Source organism: Nostoc sp. NMS7, assembly GCF_017115085.1.
In the GTDB taxonomy this organism is placed as follows: Bacteria; Cyanobacteriota; Cyanobacteriia; order Cyanobacteriales; family Nostocaceae; genus Nostoc.
The window spans coordinates 36,672-58,923 of sequence record NZ_JABXKJ010000079.1 but is presented as its reverse complement, the minus strand read 5'-3'; the positions used below and the strand labels follow the sequence as shown (position 1 = coordinate 58,923).

22 protein-coding genes, 1 tRNA gene and 1 pseudogene are annotated in these 22,252 nt (G+C 42.2%); 12 read left to right on the top strand and 12 right to left on the bottom strand.

Annotation, left to right across the window (positions count from 1 at the left end; genetic code table 11):
• A pseudogene (locus HWQ38_RS07905) lies at positions 1-862 on the bottom strand (tetratricopeptide repeat protein); the annotation flags it as partial.
• A gap of 348 nt (positions 863-1,210) precedes the next feature.
• Between HWQ38_RS07905 and HWQ38_RS07900 the strand changes: the two are divergent.
• Both HWQ38_RS07900 and HWQ38_RS07895 read left to right on the top strand, forming a co-directional pair.
• On the top strand, positions 1,211-1,480 hold the full coding sequence (locus tag HWQ38_RS07900; protein ID WP_292792020.1) for a DUF2281 domain-containing protein: 270 nt from the start codon (positions 1,211-1,213) through the stop codon (positions 1,478-1,480).
• The gene (locus HWQ38_RS07895) at positions 1,467-1,655 is read left to right on the top strand and encodes a hypothetical protein (RefSeq protein WP_292792018.1); all 189 of its coding nucleotides are present in this window, start codon (positions 1,467-1,469) and stop codon (positions 1,653-1,655) included. Before HWQ38_RS07900 ends, HWQ38_RS07895 begins: the two co-directional genes overlap by 14 nt.
• A gap of 424 nt (positions 1,656-2,079) precedes the next feature.
• Here HWQ38_RS07895 and HWQ38_RS07890 read toward each other — a convergent pair whose 3' ends face one another.
• The 3 genes from HWQ38_RS07890 to HWQ38_RS07880 form a co-directional block, all read right to left on the bottom strand.
• A complete protein-coding gene (locus HWQ38_RS07890; RefSeq protein WP_292792016.1) occupies positions 2,080-2,358 on the bottom strand; it encodes a BrnA antitoxin family protein in 279 nt (92 codons plus the stop codon).
• Entirely contained in the window at positions 2,321-2,545 is a 225-nt protein-coding gene (locus HWQ38_RS07885) for a BrnT family toxin (RefSeq protein ID WP_292792026.1), read from the bottom strand. The genes HWQ38_RS07890 and HWQ38_RS07885 overlap by 38 nt, the downstream gene beginning before the upstream one ends.
• Before the next feature lie 179 nt (positions 2,546-2,724).
• Complete coding sequence (locus HWQ38_RS07880; RefSeq protein ID WP_292792014.1) at positions 2,725-3,051, bottom strand: hypothetical protein; 327 nt, start codon at positions 3,049-3,051, stop codon at positions 2,725-2,727.
• Between the two features lie 219 nt (positions 3,052-3,270).
• Between HWQ38_RS07880 and HWQ38_RS07875 the strand changes: the two genes are divergently transcribed.
• A complete protein-coding gene (locus tag HWQ38_RS07875) occupies positions 3,271-3,687 on the top strand; it encodes a hypothetical protein (RefSeq protein ID WP_292792012.1) in 417 nt (138 codons plus the stop codon).
• A gap of 112 nt (positions 3,688-3,799) precedes the next feature.
• On the opposite strand, the gene HWQ38_RS07870 is transcribed toward HWQ38_RS07875, so the two are convergent.
• Positions 3,800-3,872: transfer RNA gene (locus HWQ38_RS07870), tRNA-Thr, on the bottom strand.
• 33 nt (positions 3,873-3,905) lie between these two features.
• Here HWQ38_RS07870 and HWQ38_RS07865 point away from each other — a divergent pair.
• Positions 3,906-4,193 (top strand): DUF3493 domain-containing protein, encoded by a 288-nt coding sequence (locus tag HWQ38_RS07865; protein ID WP_292792010.1) that lies wholly within the window; start codon positions 3,906-3,908, stop codon positions 4,191-4,193.
• 79 nt (positions 4,194-4,272) lie between these two features.
• On the opposite strand, the gene HWQ38_RS07860 is transcribed toward HWQ38_RS07865, so the two are convergent.
• The 4 genes from HWQ38_RS07860 to HWQ38_RS07845 form a co-directional block, all read right to left on the bottom strand.
• Positions 4,273-5,958 carry a DUF1565 domain-containing protein gene (locus tag HWQ38_RS07860; RefSeq protein WP_292792008.1) on the bottom strand — a complete coding sequence of 562 codons (1,686 nt, stop codon included), beginning with the start codon at positions 5,956-5,958 and terminating at the stop codon, positions 4,273-4,275.
• A gap of 361 nt (positions 5,959-6,319) precedes the next feature.
• The gene (locus tag HWQ38_RS07855; RefSeq protein WP_292792006.1) at positions 6,320-6,460 is read right to left on the bottom strand and encodes a hypothetical protein; all 141 of its coding nucleotides are present in this window, start codon (positions 6,458-6,460) and stop codon (positions 6,320-6,322) included.
• A gap of 32 nt (positions 6,461-6,492) precedes the next feature.
• Positions 6,493-6,918, bottom strand: a complete 426-nt coding sequence (locus tag HWQ38_RS07850; RefSeq protein WP_292792004.1) for a hypothetical protein — start codon at positions 6,916-6,918, stop codon at positions 6,493-6,495.
• Between the two features lie 436 nt (positions 6,919-7,354).
• Entirely contained in the window at positions 7,355-8,326 is a 972-nt protein-coding gene (locus tag HWQ38_RS07845; protein WP_292792002.1) for a M48 family metallopeptidase, read from the bottom strand.
• A gap of 111 nt (positions 8,327-8,437) precedes the next feature.
• Here HWQ38_RS07845 and HWQ38_RS07840 point away from each other — a divergent pair, with 111 nt between their 5' ends.
• From HWQ38_RS07840 to HWQ38_RS07830, 3 genes are all read left to right on the top strand, one after another.
• A complete protein-coding gene (locus tag HWQ38_RS07840; protein WP_292792000.1) occupies positions 8,438-9,988 on the top strand; it encodes an ATP-dependent DNA helicase in 1,551 nt (516 codons plus the stop codon).
• A 241-nt stretch (positions 9,989-10,229) separates the two neighbouring features.
• Entirely contained in the window at positions 10,230-10,445 is a 216-nt protein-coding gene (locus HWQ38_RS07835) for a DUF2839 domain-containing protein (RefSeq protein ID WP_292791998.1), read from the top strand.
• Between the two features lie 253 nt (positions 10,446-10,698).
• Complete coding sequence (locus HWQ38_RS07830) at positions 10,699-12,792, top strand: prolyl oligopeptidase family serine peptidase (protein ID WP_292791996.1); 2,094 nt, start codon at positions 10,699-10,701, stop codon at positions 12,790-12,792.
• A gap of 510 nt (positions 12,793-13,302) precedes the next feature.
• Here HWQ38_RS07830 and HWQ38_RS07825 read toward each other — a convergent pair.
• Entirely contained in the window at positions 13,303-13,770 is a 468-nt protein-coding gene (locus tag HWQ38_RS07825) for a hypothetical protein (RefSeq protein WP_292791994.1), read from the bottom strand.
• Between the two features lie 358 nt (positions 13,771-14,128).
• Between HWQ38_RS07825 and HWQ38_RS07820 the strand changes: the two genes are divergently transcribed.
• From HWQ38_RS07820 to HWQ38_RS07805, 4 genes are all read left to right on the top strand, one after another.
• Complete coding sequence (locus HWQ38_RS07820) at positions 14,129-16,888, top strand: pitrilysin family protein (RefSeq protein ID WP_292791992.1); 2,760 nt, start codon at positions 14,129-14,131, stop codon at positions 16,886-16,888.
• 490 nt (positions 16,889-17,378) lie between these two features.
• Positions 17,379-17,876, top strand: coding sequence for a hypothetical protein (locus HWQ38_RS07815; protein WP_292791990.1), 498 nt, complete (start codon positions 17,379-17,381; stop codon positions 17,874-17,876).
• A gap of 34 nt (positions 17,877-17,910) precedes the next feature.
• Complete coding sequence (locus HWQ38_RS07810) at positions 17,911-18,336, top strand: hypothetical protein (protein ID WP_292791988.1); 426 nt, start codon at positions 17,911-17,913, stop codon at positions 18,334-18,336.
• A 212-nt stretch (positions 18,337-18,548) separates the two neighbouring features.
• Positions 18,549-18,758: a hypothetical protein gene (locus tag HWQ38_RS07805; protein WP_292791986.1), complete on the top strand. Its 210-nt coding sequence runs from the start codon at positions 18,549-18,551 to the stop codon at positions 18,756-18,758.
• Between the two features lie 228 nt (positions 18,759-18,986).
• Here HWQ38_RS07805 and HWQ38_RS07800 read toward each other — a convergent pair whose 3' ends face one another.
• Together HWQ38_RS07800 and HWQ38_RS07795 are read right to left on the bottom strand one after the other, a co-directional pair.
• Entirely contained in the window at positions 18,987-19,619 is a 633-nt protein-coding gene (locus HWQ38_RS07800; protein ID WP_292791984.1) for a DUF4231 domain-containing protein, read from the bottom strand.
• 3 nt (positions 19,620-19,622) lie between these two features.
• Positions 19,623-20,375 (bottom strand): hypothetical protein, encoded by a 753-nt coding sequence (locus tag HWQ38_RS07795; protein WP_292791982.1) that lies wholly within the window; start codon positions 20,373-20,375, stop codon positions 19,623-19,625.
• Positions 20,376-20,838: 463 nt separating this feature from the next.
• Between HWQ38_RS07795 and glyA the strand changes: the two genes are divergently transcribed.
• Entirely contained in the window at positions 20,839-22,122 is a 1,284-nt protein-coding gene (gene glyA, locus HWQ38_RS07790; protein WP_292791981.1) for a serine hydroxymethyltransferase, read from the top strand.
• The last annotated feature ends 130 nt before the right edge of the window (positions 22,123-22,252 follow it).

The window sequence follows — 22,252 nt, the reverse complement described above, 5'->3', positions numbered from 1 at the left end:
GAGGCAAAGCTTCAGGAGTTCTGACAGTTAAAGCAGCAGTTAAAGCCGCGATCGCCTGTTCGATGTTATCTGCCTTGTCTCCTTTGATTCTATCGCTGTAGGCAGCAGCGAGATTATTTTGCGTCATTGCCCAATGTTGAGGCAAAGCTTCCCTGGTGTAGACAGTTAAAGCCGCAGTATAAGCCGCGATCGCTTTTTCGATGTTATCTGCCTTGTCTCCTTTGATTCTCTCCCTGTAGGCAGCAGCGAGATTATTTTGCGTTGCTGCCCAAGATTGAGGCAAAGCTTCAGGAGTGTAGACTGTTAACGCGACTTCATAGCCACTAATGGCAATTTCCATATTGCTGGCTTTGCTACCCAAAGGGAATTGCTGAAGTAGATTGCTAAATGCGACAATAACTGCTGCTAAATATTCCGCTTCATCTGCTTTCGCTTCCCCAAGTCTATTTATCCCCCAACGGCGCAATATTTCTGCTAACACTCCGTCGAGTTTGTCTGTATTCTTTGCCAGCAAGGGGTAAACAACCTGGGAATTAGCTCTACTGTCTGCGGTTGCTTGTATTACTTGCATCAAGAATTGGTAATATATTTGTATCTCCTCCTCACTGAGAGATTGCAAATCTACTTTATTATCTAGATTCAACCCTTCCCCTAGTTGCATTGCCAAACCTTGCAACCAATTCGCTGTATTCTCATATCCCTGCTGCGAAAACATCGCTGCCTTCGCTTTTACCGTATGCAAGAAGCCAACATCCGCTAATTCTTGGTTTGCTACCAAAATCTCTCCGACTTCATCGTGATTACTGCAATTCAATAGGCGTTGAATGAGGTTGAGATAGGCTTGCTGACGCTGTTCATTCATGGGCAAGGGTGTGAGACGCAACTAGATCATAAGAAAAATTCAACACCAACACCCTAAATTCCAGAAAAGTGTAAAATTTCATCACAAATGATGTGTTTATGACAATGAAAGAACCTCGTGGATGAGCGTTTTTTACTTGTGAACAGACAATATACTGATTTTGCGGTAAGCGTTGGCGCAGCCTCTCGTAGAGAAGCTATGCCGTTAGGCTTATCGCCTTCCTCGTCGCAGACATCACTCCTATAAAATAGTGCGTAGGCGCAGCCCGCCGTAGGCATCGCCGATCTTGTACCTTACAATCAAAATAATAAGTAATATTAATCCTTATAAATTCCAAAAGGAGTAATTATGAGTACCGAAACAGCCCTATGGAAAATCATAGAAAATTTGCCCAGTTACCTGAAAATTGAACTTTTACATTATGCCGAATATTTAATCACTAAATCTTCAACACTTCCACAAGTCGAAGATGTAACCGTTTTAGAAACCAATACAGAAGAAAGAGAAAATTGGCAATTCTTCTCTTTAAATAACTTAAATCAATGTTATGCAGAAGATGAACCAGAATATGCTATAGAATCAATTAAAGAATATAACCCTAATTATGAAAGAAGGTAACATAATACTAACTCCTATTCTTCAAGCAAATGGAGAAATAAAAAACCGTCCTACGCTTATTTTGAGAGAAATGCCAAAATATCAAGACTTTTTGATATGTGCGATTAGTACACAATTAAAACAATATATTCCTAACTTTGACGAAATCATTTCACCTAATGATGATGATTTTTAATCCAGTGGTTTAGTTCGTCAATCTGTTATTAGATTAAGTTTTTTAGCTGTCATTACTCGTAACAGTATAATTGGCTCAATTGGCACAATATCAACAGAAAGGCATAAAAAATTATTACATAATCTTAGTCAATATCTAATTCAATTAATAGAGTAATTGCCACAGACATCAATCCTACAAAATAGTGCGGGCTACGCCAACGCATTTGTGATTTCGGGGTTCGCATTTATTATTTTTGTGTTTGCAATTATAGATTTGGCGATGCCCTTCGGCGCAGGCTCAGGGTAAGACCTGGGTTGGGCTACGCTAACGCATTTGTTATTTTGGCGATCGCGCTTTTGAGTAAATATTAAGCAATACCCCCCAATATAAATTGTCATCTAATCGAGGGGGAAATTCCGGTGTAATATTGAATTTTAAATTGTTACACTGCTCTGTGTTCCTCGCAGTTTTTGATGTAACGACGTAAAACAGAGTTGATTAAGGTTTTATATTCTCCGCTTTGAGCTTGAAACCACTCTAGTATATCTGGCTCAATCTGTACCACGTGCTGTGCTTGAGGTGCGGGAACTCGGAGAGTAGCTTTCTGAAAAAAATCTTCTGTCAATGGTGGAATATCAGAGTAGTCAATTTCTTCATCATTCATTGACTCCAATGCTGTCCAGTTAGTACCAGAGGTATTTCTCAAGTTTTTGTCGCTCATACCGATTTGCCCTTCGTGCTGAAATGATCCGAATCACATTATTTTTGCGTTCTGTCCAAACTACAACGGCTACACCGTTGCCGAGGAAACCTATACCGAACCAACGGTTTTCTCCGTAATCAAAACGATCATCTAACTCAATTAGCATTGGACTTTCAAACATCTCAGGAACATCGGCGAAATCAATCTCATGTTTGCGAAGATTCTCTAAATTTTTCGCCTCATCCTACTCAAACTGCATGAAAATTTAGACACGCTAATTGAACCATCTCTATTATCCTGCATAATATCCCAATACGCTCAGTGTTAGAGATAAAAACTTACGGGGAAGCAAGCTACGCGCAGCCCCTCGTAAAGAAGTGCGGGCTACGCCAACGCATTTATCGATTTGGCGATGCCTACGGCGGGCTTCGCCAACGCGTTTGTAATTTCCGCGTATGCATTTATGGATTTGGCGATCGCAATTGCTATTTCGGGGTTCGCAATTGTTATTTCAGGGTACGCAATTGCTATTTCGGAGTTCGCGTTTGTTATTTCGGAGTTCGCGTTTGTTATTTCGGGGTACGCAATTGCTATTTCGGAGTTCGCATTTGTTATTTCGGGGTTTGCAATTGCTATTTTGGGGTACGCAATTGTTATTTCGGGGTACGCAATTGTTATTTCGGGGTACGCAATTGCTATTTCGGGGTTCACAATTGCTATTTCCGCGATCGCATTTATTGATTTTGTGATTACTGTTGCTGATTGTACTTATTCTAAAACAACAAATCGATATGAGAAATGAGTAAAAATACAGACAAACTCGTAATTATTTCGTTTAACTTTTAATGAAATAAATCCACAAAACTACCCATCTCAGGCAAAAGGATACTCCACTATATTGAAAAAGGAATTATTAAAAAAGAATGTGTTATGTCTTTAAAAACTCGTGGTTCTGCTGCTGTTGACAAAGCCCAACTCCGTCTCGCCTTGCTTAAATCTATTGATGAAAATCTGGATTTAGGACATGGGTTAACCATTGAAGCTTACACTCACTTAATCAACACTACCCGTGCTGTGCTAGAAGCTAATAATACGCTGGTTTCCAATCTGGAAGAATCGCGTAAAACAGTAACCCAGATGGATAAAGCTCTCTCCGAAATATCTGAACGAATGCTAAGTGGAGTTGCAACTGTATACGGCAGAAACAGTATAGAGTATTCCAAGGCTGGCGGCTCTAATCGAAAACGAAATAAACAATCTAGTTCAAAAGTTACTCCAGTTTTAGCGGTTCTTACTACTCAACCTACTCAAGCTGTAATTGCGAATGCGTCAAGTAACAGTATATAAATTGTTGCTTTCCAGAAAGATGACAATAATTTGTCACAACTACATCAATGTGTCAGTGACGACAGATAATTAGTCACTGTACACTTGATTTATGTCAAACTTAACTAATCAAAGCCGATGATGGGACTCGAACCCACGGCCTGCTGATTACGAATCAGCTGCTCTACCAACTGAGCCACATCGGCGTACACAATCTATAACTATACCATACTTTAATCATGGTAGATCAAAATCCTAAAAATCGTCTTAACCCTGAACAATATGCCAGCCTCAAAGCAGAAATAGCCGCTCCTTATCGCGGCTTACGACAATTTATTTACATCGCTTTCGGTGCTTCTGGCTCACTCGGTGCATTCGTCTTTTTCTTCCAAGTGCTTGCCGGACGGGATGTTGAGAGTGCTTTGCCTAGTTTAGCTCTCCAAGTAGCGATCGTTGTTTTAATGGTCTTCCTCTGGCGCTGGGAACAGCGTCGGCAACAACGCCCTGAATCGGTTAAAAAACCCTAAAATTAATAAAACTCACAATATTGGAAGCGCCAGACTAACAAATTATCAGTCTGGCGCTTTCAATTTGCTAACTAGGCATTTACGGAACTGTTACCAAATAGGATGAAGGAATTGGTTGAGCGCGTCCAGCATTGACGAGTGCCTGGTAAACAAAAGCCGCAACTTCGGCTCTAGTCGCCTGACGATTAGGATTGAGTTGCTTCGCTGTGGGATAGTTAATTACTAATTGCCGTGCAGTTGCCGCAGCAACGGGTGCGATCGCATAATTAGGAATCTGGGCAGCATCAGTGTAAAAGTTAAGGACATTCTGATTATTCGTAGTTAAGCCCAAACCATTAGCTAAAGCTACTAAAGCCTGCACTCTTTGAATTTGCTGCTGTGGCTTAAAAGTGCCATCGGGATAACCAGAAACAAATTGACTCTGGTAAGCAGATTGAATTGCAGCGTAAGCCCAGAAATTGCTTGCTACATCCTTAAATTTAATGGCTGGGCGTTTAGCTGGTGGTGTTAGGGCTTTAGTGACAATAGCGGCGAATTGAGCGCGGGTTACAGGTTCATTGGGTTTAAAGCTGCCATCAGGAAAGCCAGCAATAATATTTTGCGAGGCTAAAGCTTGGATGTAGTTTTTTGCCCAGTAATTTGCTGGCACATCTTTAAACCCTCCAGACGGGATGTTAACAGCTGCGGCAACAAAATCTACTGAGCCAAAAATCTTTTTCTGATCGATATCGTTGCCAACAGCGACAATTTTACCGGTTTTAGTGGCGTTGTTCACATCATAACGAGTGTTCTTGCGGATAAGATTACCACCAGGATTCTCGTTGGTGCCGAGGTCGGGTAGAGCGTTGACAGTTGCGACTACTCCATCCCGTTTATTGTTCTGAATGACATTCTTACGCAATACGGGCTTCGCTGACTCTGAGATAAAAAGACCGTCTTGGTTTTCGACAATTTGGTTTTCCACAATTAGAGGTGTGGAAGTGCCACCGATCGCTAGACCAAAACCAGTATCCTGAAATAAGTTATTCCGAATCTCTCCTTGGGCAGCTTTAGCAATTGAAATCCCATTGCCTTTGTTTTGCACAAAGACGTTACTCTCAACTTTGGGATTGCCTGTACCCGTGACAAAAACGCCCTCTCTGAGACTGTTAGTAAAAGTACTGTTTTTGATAGTGGGATTAGTTGATTCTACCCACACACCCGTACCCCGCGCATTTGGGTTGGTGACGGTGACACCGGCGATCGTGGTATCTTGGTCGGTAAGAATGGTAATATCCTGTCTGGCAAAGGTGCGACTAGTGTAAAAACCTCCACCTGAAATCAATATCGCCTCACCTTTAGAAGCTTCATCACCCCGCAGTGTTACCCCTGGTTTAAGCAAGAGCGGGAAGCTTTCGCCACTTTCCTGGTTATAGTTCCCAGGTGCTAATTGAATAACTGCACCTGGTTGGGCTTGACTGAGAGCGAAACTGATGCTTTTGTAGGGTGCAGATGACGTTGTACCAGCACCAGCACTATTTACACCATTTGTGGGATTAACATAAATCACTGCGGCTGTTGCGGGAGCTTGCGCTGTGAGAGTTGAGCCGATACCTTCTGGATGAGTCGCACCAGGATTAACCTCACCCGCTAGTAATATTGACCCACTAGAAACAACAAGCATTGCCGTTAGTCCGGCTCCCACGCGCAAAGTATATCTGAGATGATTGCTAGAAAGAGGGCGAAAATTTTTCGCCTTAGAAATGTGAAAACCCCGATATTTCATTTTTTGAGTCTGTGATGTGCTGAATTACGGTATGTCGAACAAGGTTGAAAGTAGCAGCTTTGTAGCTGCTATAAAACCCATGCAAAACTATACTGGATGATTAGCACTGATTCAGCTAAATTCCCTAGATAGATCACAGAACTTATACATTAGTTATATTGTGTTATTGAGAAAACTTTATTGGTACACCATTTATGACATTTTAAGACAAAATTAGTTTTGTCAATAGTAATTACACGATAAATCGGCTAGGTAGTGGGGTATTAAATTTACCTTTTTACTGACTTGACTATGAGATACCTATCAATAGGTTCGGTTAAGGCAAGAGACGCGATAAATCGCCGTCTCTACAAAGGACTGATTATTGTAAAGACGGCGATTTATCGCGTCTTTGCGATCTAGGACGTGTCATTGAGATACCTATAAGAAAAAAGGCGATCGCGCGATCGCCTTTTGGATAAAATGCGATCGCAGAAAATATTATTGATATCTTATATAACAAAGGCTCAGTATTTTACTCTCCAAGTCAAACCTTTATTTCTGCTCTAATTTTAGGGAATGCCTAGAGGAAACAGCTTTCATTTTCAAGTTAGTAAATTGCCCGATCGCTTTTAGCAATTCTTGCTGATCTGGTTGCAAATTCAGTTGTTCTAGAGCTTGATTCATCTTCTTACCAGCCCGGAGATTGTGAGCAAGTTGGGCACGCTGGGATGTGTTTAAGACTGCTTCAATTTCCCTGTTTCTTCTCTGACGCACAGCCTGGAGTTGTTGGCTTTGTAGAGGAGTCAGGTTAATCACCGACGAGGTGGAGTAGCTTGCAGTTTTGGCAGTTTGGGGGAAAATGACACCAGAAGTAGTATGGAGTTGAACGGGTGCAGCTAAGGCAATTCCCGGCATGAAGAGAACAAAGAAAAGAATATTAATTAACACAAAAAGCCGTTTTGTCAAGTTAATTCCCATATTGATAAATGCCTATATCTAAATTTAATGCTCAGATATAGTTAAGCAATTTTCAAGTCCTAATTTTGGAATCTTGAATTTATCCACTCCCCAGAGCAAGTAAAATTCGGTATAATAAACTACATAATTTACTAGTCTTAAGGAAAGTAGGCACTATTTACTGATATCAGAAACCTCGATTTTGTTACCTGTATGAGTGCCCACCTCCGGTAATTCGGGAGCATCTGACTTTCGTGAAAAGTTTTGTAAAACCTCACCCCAACCCTCTCCTTACTAAGGAGAGGGAGTAAGAATCTTGTTTCTCATCTGGTATATTTGGTTTCACTGAAATGCTCGCCAGTAATTCTTCCTTAATTACGTTAGCGTCACGCAAAGCGAGTCCGCGTACTCTGTAAGAGTTGCAAGCTACGCTTTTAGCGTCTGGTAGAGAGCGTCATTACGAATTAGGATCAGACCTTCTTATTCTGTCAATTTCTCGTTGTAATTCTTCAATTTGACGGCGTAAAGTTTCTGTTTGATTTGTGGAAGATTCGGCTGCAACATTTACTGCTCCTGATGCGGGCGATCGCTGATAATTTCCGCGGCGAATTTGCTGATATTCTTCGGATACTGCCCACGCTCGTAAGTAATGCAAGCGTTCAACTGGGAACGGATGGCTCAACATTGTACCCTGAGCGCCACTGTACATCAAGAATTTATACACCTGATTCAGTCCATCTTCATCCAATGCCTGATAATTTTCTGACTGCTTGATAAATTCTTGTAAACTACATTCATTGGCATATTTGTTACTACCGCCAGAGACTTTCATCATTAAAGACATCACGGGATTCAAGTCATCCATCACTAGTAGGGCGGCGCGATCGGACGATAACTCAGCTTTCCGCCGCCACTCAAAAAAGGCGTAAATCAAGCCCTGAGAGACAAAATTACCGATGCCGAAGGTCAATTCTCCCAAGGCAGAAGCAGCACTCATCGCCCACATCGCCATTTGAATTAAAATAGTATGACCACATTTAATATGCCCCAGCTCATGGGCTAACACCGCCCGAATCTCGGCTTCGTCTAGTAAGTCTAGTATCCCTGTATTTATGACTATGTAAGGATTCTCTTGCCCCAGCGCATAGCTATTTGCTTGGGGATTTTGCGAGACAAACAGTGTCGGTTCTGGGTAAATATCCAAATCTCGGACGCATTCCCGAAATATCTGGTAAATAGTGGAATATTGACGCGGCCCAACTTGGATGGTGCTACCCATTAGATAGACTAATTGAGGACGTTCGTAAACAAATTCCAGAAATTTACGAGCGATTAAATCAAATCCTGGTAAATTTCGTAAAGCTTGCTCGGCTTGGCGATCTAGTGGATGCCTGAAGGCTTCGCTGGAAATTCCTGTGTAAGTTGGCATAATTTAGGGTAATTGGTAATTGGTCATTAGTTTTGGACTAATGAGAAAGGACAAGATAATAGAAATGGGGCAATTGGAAGTAAAAGTAACTTTGTATGGGATTAAAAGCCTGTGATTGAGGCAGAAGTTCATTTGTCACTACATAACTTTTTGCGATCGCAAGCGGGGTTCCCTTCCTGGCCCCATCATTTGACGATGGCCCGGTTGGTAGCACGCGCCTTGCGCCTGGGACGTAGCGCCTTAATTCAAGTCGGGGCGGTTTGTGGCTATCAAGGGCGATATCGTACTAGTTTCGTAGCATCAGCCCTAATGTGGCATGGCCCTGTAATTATTGTTGCTCAAGAAGCCGTGCAGCAACTTCTGCTGCGGGTAGAAATTCCCCGTCTCCAGCAGTGGCTACCAACCAACAAACCGATTAGGACGGGTGACGCTTGGCCTGATGCCCAGTTCCAAGGGCTATTGTTGACTTCCCCAGAAGCTTGGTTAAGAGGACAATTTGCTGGTGGCGATCGCTTTCCTCAAGGCATCCCCACAATTATTGATGGCGTAGATGATCTCGAAGATTGGGTGCGTGATCAACTTACCCAAGATATTCAACCCGATGATTGGGATCAACTCATGCTGGCTTGCCCAAACGAAGCAGAAGCAATTCGGGAAGCACGGATACAACTGACACACGAACTTTTTCAGCATCCTGCCAATCCTTATGAGTGCTATTTAATTTCCCAGCCAGAAATAGAAATTTTAAACCGTCTGCATTTAGCTTTAGAGTCAGTACAAGCACTGCCAGAACCTTGGAAACAATTCTGGCAACAATTTCAAACCCTTGATGAAAATCTTTCCCCCTATCCTCTCTTCTGGGCGACTATTGCCCATCGACAAGGTTTATTTTCTTTGCACTACGCCCCAATGGAATTAGGCGAAATACTCTCGCCCATTTGGCAGCGACAACCAGTAGTTTTAATTGGCAGCGCTATAGAACCGGAAACTGAGGCTCCCCTTTTCCTACAGCGCCTGGGTTTGGACGATTTAACTTGCCTGAAGTTCTCCTCGGAAAGTCAAGCAGAAGCAATTCAACTGTATGTACCGTATAAGTTACCCCTACCCAACACGCCAGAATTTCAAGCGGCATTTATTCACAAAGTCCGCACACTGGTTTGTCTAAGTGCTACAGCCCCAGGATTAACGGTTGTCTTGGTGGGCGATGTCCCACTCAAGTCTCAAGTTGCGACAATTCTGGCCTCAGAGTTTGGTTCGCGGGTGCAAGTGGAAAAAACTTGTTTAGATGAAAACGGTATTTTGATTAGCGGTTGGGAATTTTGGCGAGAACATCAACGAGTCTTGCCGGCACCCCATTTGTTAATTATTGCGACTTTGCCCCTACCATCTTTGGAAAATCCCCTAGTAGCTGGTAGGGTAGCTCGTTATAAGCGATCGCATCAAGATTGGTTTCGTTTATATTTGTTGCCAGCAGCTTTAAATGAATTACAACGAGCGATCGCTCCAGTCAGAGAAAGTCAAGGGATCGTAGCTTTACTTGATAGTCGCGTCGTTAACCGCAGCTACGGCGCTCAAATTCTCACTGCTTTAAGTCCTCTGGCACGGATTAACTATCTCGATCCCAGTCTGTTTTCTAGCACTGATGAAGAAAATTCAGCTTAAAGTTCAGTTGTCAATGCCCAATACTTCTCTACGAGAGGCTACGCCAACGACAACGCTACTTCGACATCGCTCAGTACAAGTCAGTACAAGTGCCCAATTTAAATTTTGTCAACGAAAGTGCGATCGTTTAAAAGTAAGGATTATTATCAGCTTATGAAAGTGATGTGATTCATCGCCTCTCTGTAGACATGATTTCTGGCAAGATAAATTTAGAACCTAAGTAAAATTTGAGTTGCTGATTATGGGTGAAGCAAAGCGCCGCAAAACCACACTAGGGGAAACTTATGGTCAAGAGACTCGCATCTTGCCTTGGCTTCCCATCACAAAAACTCAATCCGAAAAATTTGTCACTTGGACTACTCGTGGTGCCTGGATAGGCATTGGACTGATGGTTGTAGGATGGGCAACTATCCGTTTTATCGGACCAGCCTTCGGTTGGTGGCAAGTAGTCTCATAACAATTTAAAATTCCAAAATTAAAGGCATTTTCAGGCGGGAGCATCTGTTGTAGGGGCACAGCAATGCTGTGCCTCTACCGCGTGGTCTATTTACCTGAAAATAGCTGTAAATGAGGGTAGGCGTAGCCCTTGCTTATCCTAACGGAACTGCTTGCTGCTTAGTAGTATCCCGGCAGGTACTCTTTTCAACGGGAATTTTCCCGCAGGTTTGGTCAGTGTGTAGTATGTAAAGAAGCACTTTTGACCTGAGATTATGCCCTCCTCTGAAAAACCCCTCACCTACCCATCCAGCCACAAGAGCGATCAAGTTGATAACTACCACGGTACTTTAGTCGCAGATCCTTACCGTTGGTTAGAAGATCCTGACTCTGAAGAAACAAGGACTTGGATTGAAGCACAAAATCAAGTTACCTTTGGCTACTTGAGTGAAATTCCTACCAGGGAAAAAATTAAACAGCGCCTCACCAAACTTTGGGATTATGAAAAATATGGTATCCCTTTTAAAGAGGGCGAATCGCTAGGAGACGGTTCGAGCGATCGCTACTTTTATTTTAAAAACGACGGGTTGCAAAATCAAAGTGTCCTTTACACTCTAAAAACCCTCGACGACCAACCCAAAGTTTTACTCGACCCCAATAAACTTTCAGAAGATGGTACTGTTGCTCTTTCAGGATTGTCTATTAGCGAAGATGGTAAACTTTTAGCTTATGGTCTATCCACCTCTGGTTCTGATTGGCAAGAGTGGAAAGTCCGCGATGTTGAAACTGGTGAAGACCTTCAAGACCACCTGAAGTGGATTAAATTCTCTGGCGCATCGTGGACACATGATCATCAAGGTTTTTTCTACAGTCGCTACGATGAACCGAATGAAAAAACTCAATTAGAAGATGTTAACTATTATCAAAAGCTCTACTATCATCAACTAGGTAAACTTCAATCGGAAGATATACTAATTTATCATCGTCCTGACCAAAAGGAATGGGGTTTTAGTGGTGGCGTTACTGAAGATGGACGCTATCTAATAATTTCAATTTGGCTGGGAACTGATTCCAAGAATTTAGTTTTCTCCAAAGATTTAACTAACCCTAATGCTGAAGTCGTAGAACTGATTAACCAGTTTGAGGCAGATTACAGCTTTATCGACAATGATGATAACGTGTTTTATTTCCGCACGGATTTAAATGCACCACGCGGACGAGTGATTGCGATTGACACCAAAAACCCTGCGCCAGAAAATTGGCGAGAAATCATTCCCCAATCTGCGGAAACTTTGGAAAGTGTAGGCATACTCAATAACCAATTTGTTGCTGATTACCTCAAAGATGCTCACAGCCAAATCAAAATCTTTGACCTCAAAGGTGCGTTTGTACGCGAGGTAGAACTACCTGGACTCGGTTCAGCCGGTGGCTTTGGTGGCAAGCGTAATGATACCGAAACTTTTTATATTTACACCAGTTTCACCACACCAGGAACTATCTATCGCTACGATATGATAACTGGGAAAAGTACCGTTTTTCGCCAACCACAGGTAGATTTTAATCCTGCTGATTATGAGACTAAACAAGTCTTTTATCATAGCAAAGATGGTACTAAAGTACCCATGTTTATTACCCACAAAAAGGGCATTAAATTAGATGGAAATAACCCAACTTATCTCTATGCTTATGGCGGTTTTAATGCCTCAATGACACCTAGTTTTTCTGTGAGTCTTTTGGTATGGATGGAAATGGGTGGTGTCTATGCTATGCCCAATATACGCGGCGGTGGAGAATACGGCGAAGAATGGCATCAAGGAGGAATGAAGGATAAAAAGCAGAATGTCTTTGATGACTTTATTGGGGCTGCTGAGTGGTTGATTGCTAATAAGTATACTAAGACAGATAAGCTAGCGATCGCAGGTGGTAGTAACGGTGGTTTATTAGTGGGTGCTTGCATAACTCAACGTCCCGATTTGTTTGGTGCAGCTTTACCCGCAGTCGGCGTCATGGATATGTTGCGGTTCCACAAATTTACCATCGGTTGGGCTTGGACTTCCGAATATGGTTCAGCAGATAATCCAGAAGAGTTTCCAGCGCTGTATGCTTATTCGCCACTACACAACATCAAACCAGATACAGCTTACCCAGCAACCTTAATTACCACAGCCGATCATGACGATCGCGTTGTCCCTGCTCATAGTTTCAAATTTGCCGCAGCTTTGCAAGAGGCTCACACAGGTAATGCGCCAACGTTAATTAGAATTGAGACTAAAGCAGGTCATGGTGCGGGTAAACCCACAGCTAAAATTATCGAAGAAGCCGCAGATAAATGGGCTTTTTTGGTGCGTACTTTGGATGTTGAAGTTTAGGGGTTAATTTATTTGTAGGGTGGAATAGCACTTACTTAAGCAAAAGTTGCTGCTTAGATCCCCGACTTCTTCAAGAAGTCGGGGATCTAAATCCAGTGGATTTCAAAATCAAATCGGGTTGCTATAGATAAGTTAAAATTAAATCATCACTCTAGACAAATATTAACTATGAGATGGGAAGAAGTTTGTGAACATAAACAATTACAAGATTTACCCTTCAAAATTGAATTAAATAAATGGGGTCAAATCGTAATGAGTCCAGTCAAAATTAAACATTAATTATCACTCTATAAAGGCGATCGCTCATTAAACTGACAAGTTGGTAAATCTCTTGTAATCAATCGCTAATCTACTTTTGGGCTTTTGATCAAAGGATATTATCACTCAGATGCCAAATTAAAAGGGAATAAGGTTAAGCGATAAGAGTGAAGGTAAACAATCATTTACCTTCACTCTTATCGCTTTGCTTTATCTGAGCAAGAAGTTTAAATACTTATCCTTCTTGTGTAGTTAAAATGCGACAGATTGGGCTGTACCAGTCAAAGGGATTATTGTATAAGTTTGTGTTTGCCCCCGGTTGAATTGAGGAATCACAGAAAAGCGGTTTGTTGTTGTGATTCCCTTAGTTTCAACTGGGGCTGAGTTGCTGTTTTCAAGGTTTACACGCGGTAAGACCAAGGTAAATAAGATGCTGCCAGTATCTACTGTCTTACGGATAGTTACAGTCACTAGTGTACCAATTTCTGTTTCTACACTACGGATCTGCTCATTACCTGTAAAGTTTAATGTCTGTTGCTTATCTTTATAGGTAAAAAGGGGCTTGCCAATAAAGCTTGTCGTTGAGTAAGTAATGCTGACATTCTTTCCTTGAAACTGGTACAAGTTCGGTACTACTTCTAAGGCATTAGCTGATAATACAGGTATTGTTGTTAACAATATACCTAGTGTGAATGATCCAATTAAGTTTCTTGTTTGCATATCTCAAAAAGTTATTGCTAGTTTGGCAGAGATGCCTGGCTATGATGGGATTAACAATAGGAATCAAACTAAATTGTAGAGGTAGATATTCCGAAAAGCTTGTGATCTGCAACACATTGCAACCATTATTAATATACTTGCAAGAATTTGTGATAGTGCGTCAAGTCACATCTGTATTGAAAAATACTGAGTAAAAAAATATTAGTCCCTACTACTCAACCGCAGAAATAAAGCTACCATTGAAAATGGTGAAAAAGCTGAAAATTTAAGTCTTTTGACTTTTTCAAAACGGTACTAGGGTTTTGTTTTATAATTATAAATTTTGAATTTCCCATTGCTTATGAAGCTACGCTCATATATGCTTATCGGGTTTTTACTCAGCCTTCTGCTAAGTATTGTGCCTTTTTGGGGCAATTTTACGAATGCTGCAACACCGACAGCAGTCCCACCTGTATCTGCTATTTCATTCACCCAAGGGGTACAAAAAACGGTATTGGACAACGGCTTGACGGTGCTAACCAAAGAAGTCCATACTGCTCCAGTAGTGAGTGTACAAGTTTGGTATAAAGTTGGTTCCCGCAACGAGGTTAAGGGACAGAATGGCATTTCTCACCAGCTAGAACATTTGATGTTCAAAGGTACAACTGACCGTCCAGTCCAGTTTGGCAGGTTGTTTAGTGCTTTGGGTAGCCAGTTCAATGCCTTTACTAGTTATGACGAAACAGCTTACTTTGGCACAGTGCAACGAGACAAACTCGAAGCATTGTTGACACTGGAAGCCGATCGCATGGAAAATTCCTTAGTTGGGTCTGAGCAACTCACAAGTGAAAAGCGGGTGGTGATCTCCGAGTTACAAGGGTACGAAAATTCACCAGGGTATCGTCTGGATCGGGCAGTGATGCGAGATGCTTTTCCTAGTAGAGCCTATGGCTTACCTGTGGGAGGCACAAAAGCAGATGTACAGAAATTCACGGTGGAGCAGGTGCGGAATTATTACCAAACCTACTACAGCCCAGAAAATGCCACACTGGTAATTACAGGGGATTTTGCCACAGAACCTGCACTCAAATTTGTGAAAGAAACTTACGGGAAGTTGCCAAAACGAGCCAAAACGGCTGTGGCTAAAAATTCCGCCCAGGTGACAACTCCTACCTCTGTTGCTAAAAAAGCAGCGATCGTTTTGAAGGAACCTGGAAGTGCAGCACTTTTGCAAGCGGTGTATCCGTTAACAGATATCAACCATCCTGATGTGCCGGCAATTGATGTGATGGATGCTATCCTCACAGGTGGACGTAGCTCTAGACTTTACCAAGCTTTGGTGGAATCTGGACTCGCTAGTTCAGTGAGTGGCGGTGCTGCCGAACTCATCGAACCCGGTTGGTATGAAATTGATGCTACGGCGGCTCCCGGTAAAGAGTTGGCGAAAATTGCCCAGGTACTCCAGGAATCTTTAGCAAAATTGCAACAGCAGCCTGTAACCACAGAAGAATTGAACCGAGCGAAGACACAACTGCAAGCCTCGTATATTTTGGGTAATCAAGACATCACTAGTCAAGCTACCCAACTGGGATATAACCAAACTGTGGCGGGGGATTATCGTTATATTCAACGGTATCTGGCTGCGATCGCTAAAGTTACCCCAGATCAAGTTCAGGAAGTAGCAAAAACTTACCTCAATCCGGCTAAACAAACCATCGGCTTCTTTGAGCCAACCCAACCAGATGGTAAACCAGGAACTTCTAACGCTGGTTCTAGTCGCACGGTGGAAAATTTCAGCCCCGGTAAACCTGTAGATCCAGCAGAACTGGCCAAATATCTCCCACCTGCCACATCAGCTACAGATTCAGGCAAACAATCACTACCAGAAGAGTTTACCTTAAATAATGGTTTGCGGGTTCTGCTCTTGCGCGATCGCAATCTCCCCACGATTAACCTCAGTGGACAACTTAATGCCGGTAGTGAATTTGACGGCAATCAAAAAGCTGGATTAGCGAATCTGACTGCGAACAACTTAATGAATGGGACGCAGACTAAAAATGCTTTGGACTTGGCAAAAACCTTAGAAGACCGGGGAGCGGACTTAAACTTCAGTGCTAGCCGCGAAGGAGTTAGCATTAGTGGTCAAGGACTTTCCGCAAACCTGCCGATATTAATTCAAACTCTGGCAGATGTGTTAGAAAACGCCACTTTCCCAGCTGACCAGTTACAACTGAGTCGCCAGAGGGCGTTGACAAGTCTCAAAGTCCAGCAAGATGACCCTAGAGGGCTGGGACGACAACTATTTCAGCAAGCAATTTACCCAGAAAATCATCCATTCCATAGCTTTCCCACAGCCGAGAGCTTAAAGAGCATTACTCGTGATGATTTGCTTGGCTTTTACCAGACACACTACCGACCAGATAGCACAACGATCGCCTTAGTTGGAGACTTTGATCCAGTTCAGGTAAAAGCTTTGCTAAATCAGCAGTTTGGCAAATGGCAAGCCACAGGTAAGCCACCTGTGCTGAAAATAGCATCCGTACCATTACCGCAAACTTTGACACGTTTAAATAAAGTAATTCCTGGTAAAACAGAGGCTGTTACCTACATCGGCTACAACGGCATCTCTCGGAAAGACCCGCGTTTTTATGCAGCACTGGTGCTGAATCAAATTTTGGGCGGTGATACCTTATCGAGCCGCTTGGGTACGGAAGTGCGCGATCGCCAAGGTCTAACCTACGGTATCTATAGTGCTTTTGCCGCCGGAATTAATCCCGGGCCGTTCTTGATTCAGATGCAGACTGCTCCTCTTGATACCCAAAAAGCGATCGCCAGTACTCTGGCTTTACTCAAACAGTTGCGCGAACAAGGAGTAACTGAGGCTGAATTCAACGCGGCAAAACGTTCAATTACCAATAGCTACCCTGTGGATTTAGCTAATCCCAGTGATGTATCAAGCATCATTTTGGATAATGCTGTCTTGGGGCTTTCACGATCAGAAATCCGAGACTTTCCCCAGAAGATTCAAGCAGTGACTATGGCTCAGATGCAACAGGCTATTGAGGATTTAATTAAGCCGGGAAATCTGGTGATTGTCACCGCAGGTCCTGGAGATACTGTACCCAAGGTTGGATCGTAATTTCACGTAAGAGTGCAAAGATGTGCTTTGCACCCTTACGTGTTGGCTGAGATTAGACCTTTTGCTTTTATTCGTAGGACTTACGCAAAACTACACGCGGTAGGGGCAATACCCTGCGGTCAGCCTTCGTCTACATGAATTGCCCCTACCTAAAAATCATTCTTTTCAGTTATTGTTTGTGTAAGTCCTGATTCGGATTTTTGTCACGAAGTTTATTCAGCAATACCGTTTGGGTTAAGACTTGATTCAAGCGGATTGCCAGATATTACTAATTGCGATCGCCTAAAATTTATCAAAACTTTCTTGAGATTAAACTCTAGGGAACAATTAAAAATATCTGAAGTCAATTAATCTCTAATATTAAGTAATTAAACCGTAAATCAATTATTTATATAAATTTATAAATTGATCGCTTTTCAGTGGAAATATCAAGGGCGAAACTATAAAATTGGGTTATTTTTAGAATGTCCGCATATAGTCAACTATAATCGTGAAAAGTCTAGAACAGATTGATCCTATTTTTGAACGACTTTTTTCTAAGATTAGTCCGAAAATAGCAAACTCTTTCACTGATGAGCAAAGAAAAGCCATACAAAGGGGTTTCGGCTCTCAAATTAGGGCGCGTCATTTTTTAGATATAAGAGTTTCAGTCCCTATTCCCGGACTACGATTTTATTTAGTTTTATTAGCAGGTTCGGAACGTCGTTCCCAACAGCGCTTGCTATATGAAAAAGGCAAATATCCTCTTTTAAATACAGGCAATATCATATTCTTAACAGGATTTTTAACCATTTTATTGAGTTGTAGCTTCACTATTTTCCCTTTTTTATGGTCTTCCCTTACTTCGCTTACTTCCATTTCCACTTCGCCTTCCCCTACATCTCCTACATCTATTCCTTGGATTTTGGATAAATCTGAATGCGAATACACTAACAGAACTTGGCGTGATCAGAAGTGTTGGGATGATCAACACAGTCCAATGTTTTAAAGCTTATTCACACTGACAATAAAATAAAAACAATATGTCTAGAAAGCGTTTAACTAAATATTCTTCCAAAAATGAGACTTTTCTACAACAGTTTTTCAGCTGCATTCCTCCTGAAGTAGCAGCTACTTTTACCGATGCCCAATTGACAGAATTACAAAAGGTATTTAAAGAGCGGGTTAGCAAGCGTCATGCTGTGGATATCAGGCTTTCTATCCCATTCATTAAAAAGCACTTTTATCTAGTTTTTTTACTTGGCAAGGAAAAAAGGTCACAACAGAACGCAAAAGATACAATTTTCACACCTGTAAATAATATCTTACTAATCAGATATTGTTTGGTATTAATAACTTTTTTGCTTGCTGCGCTCTACATAGTTGAAATGGTGTTGAAAATTAATACCTTTCCCTATAACCAAATTCAAGAGTCTGTCAAATATTTAAGGGACATTTTTTCAATTTAGCATCGGTGCATCTACCTTTTAAGATCAAGTTTTTATATATTATTGCAAGTTTTTACTATCATCATAGCTAAAAAAATTAATGAAAAAGTTCTATAGGACTTGTATGTATCGGTAAATTTAGCGACTCTTGACAGGCGCACAGGCAATGTGGTTGTCCTGGCAGGGCAAGAAATAGAAATCGTAATTTACCCAAACGGATACTGGATATTTGTATGAACAACCCCGATTTCGCAACAATGACCCGCCCGGAGTTTCGCCAATATATTCTTGAGCATAGGGAGGATGACGAAGCTGTTTCGATTTACCTACAAAGATTCCAAGACCCAAATGCAAAGGTATATCCACCACCAAAAGGGTTAAATGACCCCTCCGTGCAAATAGCACTCCGCGAACATTTGGAGCAACGGCAGAAAGAAGCCTAACTTTTTATGGTTGGGTTGCTTTTACCGGAGTTAGACTGCGACGACTTTTAACTTTCTGCACTTGAATATTTTCTTCGATGATTTTTTGCCACAGTGTAACTATACCGCTAAACCCCAACAATACTTAGAATTGCAACTTATTTAATCCACGTTCCTAACCCTCTTGGAAAAGGAGGCAAATAGAGGAAATTTTACTCCAAACTCCTGCTGTATATTGTTTTCCCAATTTTATTCTTCCTTTTTCTTCTCTTCCAAATTGGTTGTCTTTGTATTTGGGATCACGATATGGTTTTCCTGAGTTTGTGGTTCTTCTTTCTTTTCTTGTACGACTTGAGTGGCATATATTTCCACATCTCGTTGAATAATATCTTCAACCTGAGCTGCGAAAACATTAAACGCCTCTTCGTGGCTTGTATACTTACGATAAGGCCCTGTCAACTGTGAGAATTGCCACCCTTGGCTTTTCAAAGATTCGACTGTACGGCGATAGTGTCGCCAACGTTCTCCATAGTGAAAAAACTCTTCAATCGCAGCACTAATAGCAACTATTTGGCTTAAACCAAAAGTTGACCAAATAATCACATCCCTGAGTCTAGTATTAGTTTCAATATTGTTAACTTTTAGAGTGGTGTTAATGTTTAGACTTACCAATGCGGGGAGAATTACACCACCAACAATAGTTGTGATCCGCAAAAGATAATGGCGATCGCGCGATAAATTCGCCTTACCTTCCATCCAGAGTACTTGGTCTAACCAGCGCGATCGCAAAAAATGTCTTTGCACATCGCCTAACTTCATACCTGCAAACAACTTATTAAAATCTTCCTTTAAAAATTCATGATAACTATCTTTTTTTGCCATTATTCACTCCTGATTATCAAGTAAATCCTTAATTATTTTGCCTAAGTTTTCAACTCCCTTCTCGATGTCGATTAAGTCGATATATTGTAATTTACCAGATTTAGCTAACTTTTTAGCTCGCTCATCAGTAGCCTGTCCCCGCAAGGCATTTGCAAGTATATCTGCGGTTCTACCACTACCAGCAATCACAACAACTGACCTTCCAACATTAACGCTAGAAAACGCATCCTCAAAGGTAATCTCACCACCGTTCAAAAGTATAGTTACAGAAGGTGCGTTATTAGCCAGCACAGTTGCAACGCCAGATATCCAAGCAGACTCGTCGCCCCAATTATTGCCAGGAACCAGTACAAAATGAGTATGGTTTGGCTCTAAGGGTGTCAAATCAGCAGCAGGTTCTTCTTGATTAGGTAAAGCCACTTTGTTTTCAGGTGTTACACCAATCAAAGCAAACTTAGCATCTATCTGGGTACGAGCCTTACCCATCAATTGGATGACTCCCGCATCGGTACCTCCATCGACAACATAAGCCCCCAAACTTTCGGCGATTGGGGCTAAAACTTCCGTAAACAAGCGTTGGATGCGGAGAAAATCGGCTTCACTGATATTACTTGCACCCCCCACCACTACTAAAACAGAACGCGAACCGCGAAGCCCTATTCCCTCAAGAGCATCTGATAATTCGGCTTGTTGAGCAACTCGAATCGCTAATGCTGTTTGTCCGCCGTCAAAGGTAAGTTTCAAACAATTTTTCATTCGTCAAAAATACTGACTGCTTAAGTTTTCCAGCGTAGAACTTCTTAGTCATGTTCCGCAAGCGTTGTATTACGCACAGGAATTAGCTTTTTCGCGCTTTTTGTCCCACAGAGGACTTACGCAAACAATAGCCTAAAAGAATGATTTTTAGGTAGGGGCAATACCCGGCGGTCAGCTAAAGCTACATGAATTACCCCTACAGTATGTAGTTTTGCGTAAGTTCTACCACAGAGTAGCGATCGCAATTACGCTCAATTTAGCCCAGCTTCAAAAACCAACGTTCTTATAATAAATAAGTTGGTACAAATAAACCTCAATACTACGGAGACGATTAATCGCCTCTGTAGAGCAGTCAAAATCATTGAACTATAGCCCAAAGTCTATAGACTCTTGAAAATCGACTGTTAGGTACTGTATCCAACTAAAATCAGCCGTTGTACAAATTTCCACAAGGATAATTGAAGTGACTAGGACTAATTCAGATTTTCTTACCTCCAGTGATCCGGCGATCGCAGAGTTAATCAACGACGAACTACAGCGTCAGCGAGACCATTTGGAGTTGATTGCTAGCGAAAACTTTACCTCTGCTGCTGTACTGGCGGCTCAAGGTTCAGTACTGACAAATAAATATGCCGAGGGATTACCTGGTAAACGCTACTATGGCGGTTGTGAGTTTATCGACAAAATCGAGCAAATAGCGATCGATCGCGCTAAACAGATATTTGGTGCTGCTCATGCGAATGTGCAACCCCATTCTGGCGCACAGGCCAATTTTGCAGTGTTCCTCTCGCTGCTGCAACCAGGGGACAAAATTATGGGGATGGATTTGTCTCATGGGGGACATCTCACCCACGGTTCACCTGTAAATGTTTCAGGTAAGTGGTTTCAAGTTAGCCATTACGGTGTCAGTCAACAAACAGAACAACTAGACTATGACCAAATTCGGGAGCTGGCGCTGAGGGAGCGTCCTAAGCTGCTGATTTGTGGTTATTCCGCTTATTCTCGGATAATTGACTTTGAAAAGTTCCGTAGCATTGCTGATGAAGTCGGCGCTTACTTACTTGCCGATATTGCCCACATTGCTGGTTTAGTTGCTAGTGGTCTTCATCCTGATCCCATTCCTCATTGTCACGTAGTAACAACAACTACACATAAGACTTTACGCGGTCCTAGAGGTGGTTTAATCTTGACCAGCGACGCAGAACTAGGTAAAAAGCTCGATAAAGCTGTTTTTCCTGGCAACCAAGGTGGACCATTGGAACACGTGATTGCGGGTAAAGCAGTAGCTTTTGGAGAAGCTCTGAAGCCTGAGTTTAAGACCTATTCTGCCCAAGTGATTGAAAATGCTCGTGCTTTGGCCGAACAACTGCAAAACCGGGGTTTAAAGATTGTCTCTGATGGCACTGATAACCACTTAATGCTGGTGGATTTACGTTCTATTGGGATGACGGGTAAGCAGGCGGATCAGCTAGTTAGTACTGTAAATATTACTGCTAACAAAAATACAGTTCCCTTTGATCCGCAATCGCCATTTGTTACCAGTGGACTGAGGTTAGGTTCACCGGCAATGACCACGCGGGGCTTAGGAGTAAGAGAATTTACCGAGATTGCAAATATTATTAGCGATCGCCTGCTTTCTCCAGATTCGGAGGTAGTTATCAAAGATTGTTGGCAACGGGTAGCAGCATTGTGCGATCGCTTCCCCTTATATCCTCACCTAGAAATTCCTGTACCAGCACTAGCATAAGGGCATGGGGCATTGGGCATGGGGCATTGGTTATTTCCCTCTGCCTCCCCTGCCTCCCCTGCCTCCCCTGCCTCCTTTGCTCCTCATCCCCCACTTCCCACTCCCATTCGGCTACGCTCACGGCAAGCCT

Coding starts and splice junctions, on each gene's coding strand:
- HWQ38_RS07865 (WP_292792010.1), top strand. CDS start 3,906: ATGGTAGATCAAAATCCTAAAAATCGTCTTAACCCTGAACAATATGCC.
- HWQ38_RS07810 (WP_292791988.1), top strand. CDS start 17,911: ATGTCTAGAAAGCGTTTAACTAAATATTCTTCCAAAAATGAGACTTTT.
- HWQ38_RS07860 (WP_292792008.1), bottom strand. CDS start 5,958: ATGAAATATCGGGGTTTTCACATTTCTAAGGCGAAAAATTTTCGCCCT.
- HWQ38_RS07800 (WP_292791984.1), bottom strand. CDS start 19,619: ATGGCAAAAAAAGATAGTTATCATGAATTTTTAAAGGAAGATTTTAAT.
- HWQ38_RS07890 (WP_292792016.1), bottom strand. CDS start 2,358: ATGAGCGACAAAAACTTGAGAAATACCTCTGGTACTAACTGGACAGCA.
- HWQ38_RS07845 (WP_292792002.1), bottom strand. CDS start 8,326: ATGCCAACTTACACAGGAATTTCCAGCGAAGCCTTCAGGCATCCACTA.
- HWQ38_RS07830 (WP_292791996.1), top strand. CDS start 10,699: ATGCCCTCCTCTGAAAAACCCCTCACCTACCCATCCAGCCACAAGAGC.
- HWQ38_RS07900 (WP_292792020.1), top strand. CDS start 1,211: ATGAGTACCGAAACAGCCCTATGGAAAATCATAGAAAATTTGCCCAGT.
- HWQ38_RS07850 (WP_292792004.1), bottom strand. CDS start 6,918: ATGGGAATTAACTTGACAAAACGGCTTTTTGTGTTAATTAATATTCTT.
- HWQ38_RS07825 (WP_292791994.1), bottom strand. CDS start 13,770: ATGCAAACAAGAAACTTAATTGGATCATTCACACTAGGTATATTGTTA.
- HWQ38_RS07820 (WP_292791992.1), top strand. CDS start 14,129: ATGCTTATCGGGTTTTTACTCAGCCTTCTGCTAAGTATTGTGCCTTTT.
- HWQ38_RS07805 (WP_292791986.1), top strand. CDS start 18,549: ATGAACAACCCCGATTTCGCAACAATGACCCGCCCGGAGTTTCGCCAA.
- HWQ38_RS07895 (WP_292792018.1), top strand. CDS start 1,467: ATGAAAGAAGGTAACATAATACTAACTCCTATTCTTCAAGCAAATGGA.
- HWQ38_RS07835 (WP_292791998.1), top strand. CDS start 10,230: ATGGGTGAAGCAAAGCGCCGCAAAACCACACTAGGGGAAACTTATGGT.
- HWQ38_RS07795 (WP_292791982.1), bottom strand. CDS start 20,375: ATGAAAAATTGTTTGAAACTTACCTTTGACGGCGGACAAACAGCATTA.
- HWQ38_RS07875 (WP_292792012.1), top strand. CDS start 3,271: ATGTCTTTAAAAACTCGTGGTTCTGCTGCTGTTGACAAAGCCCAACTC.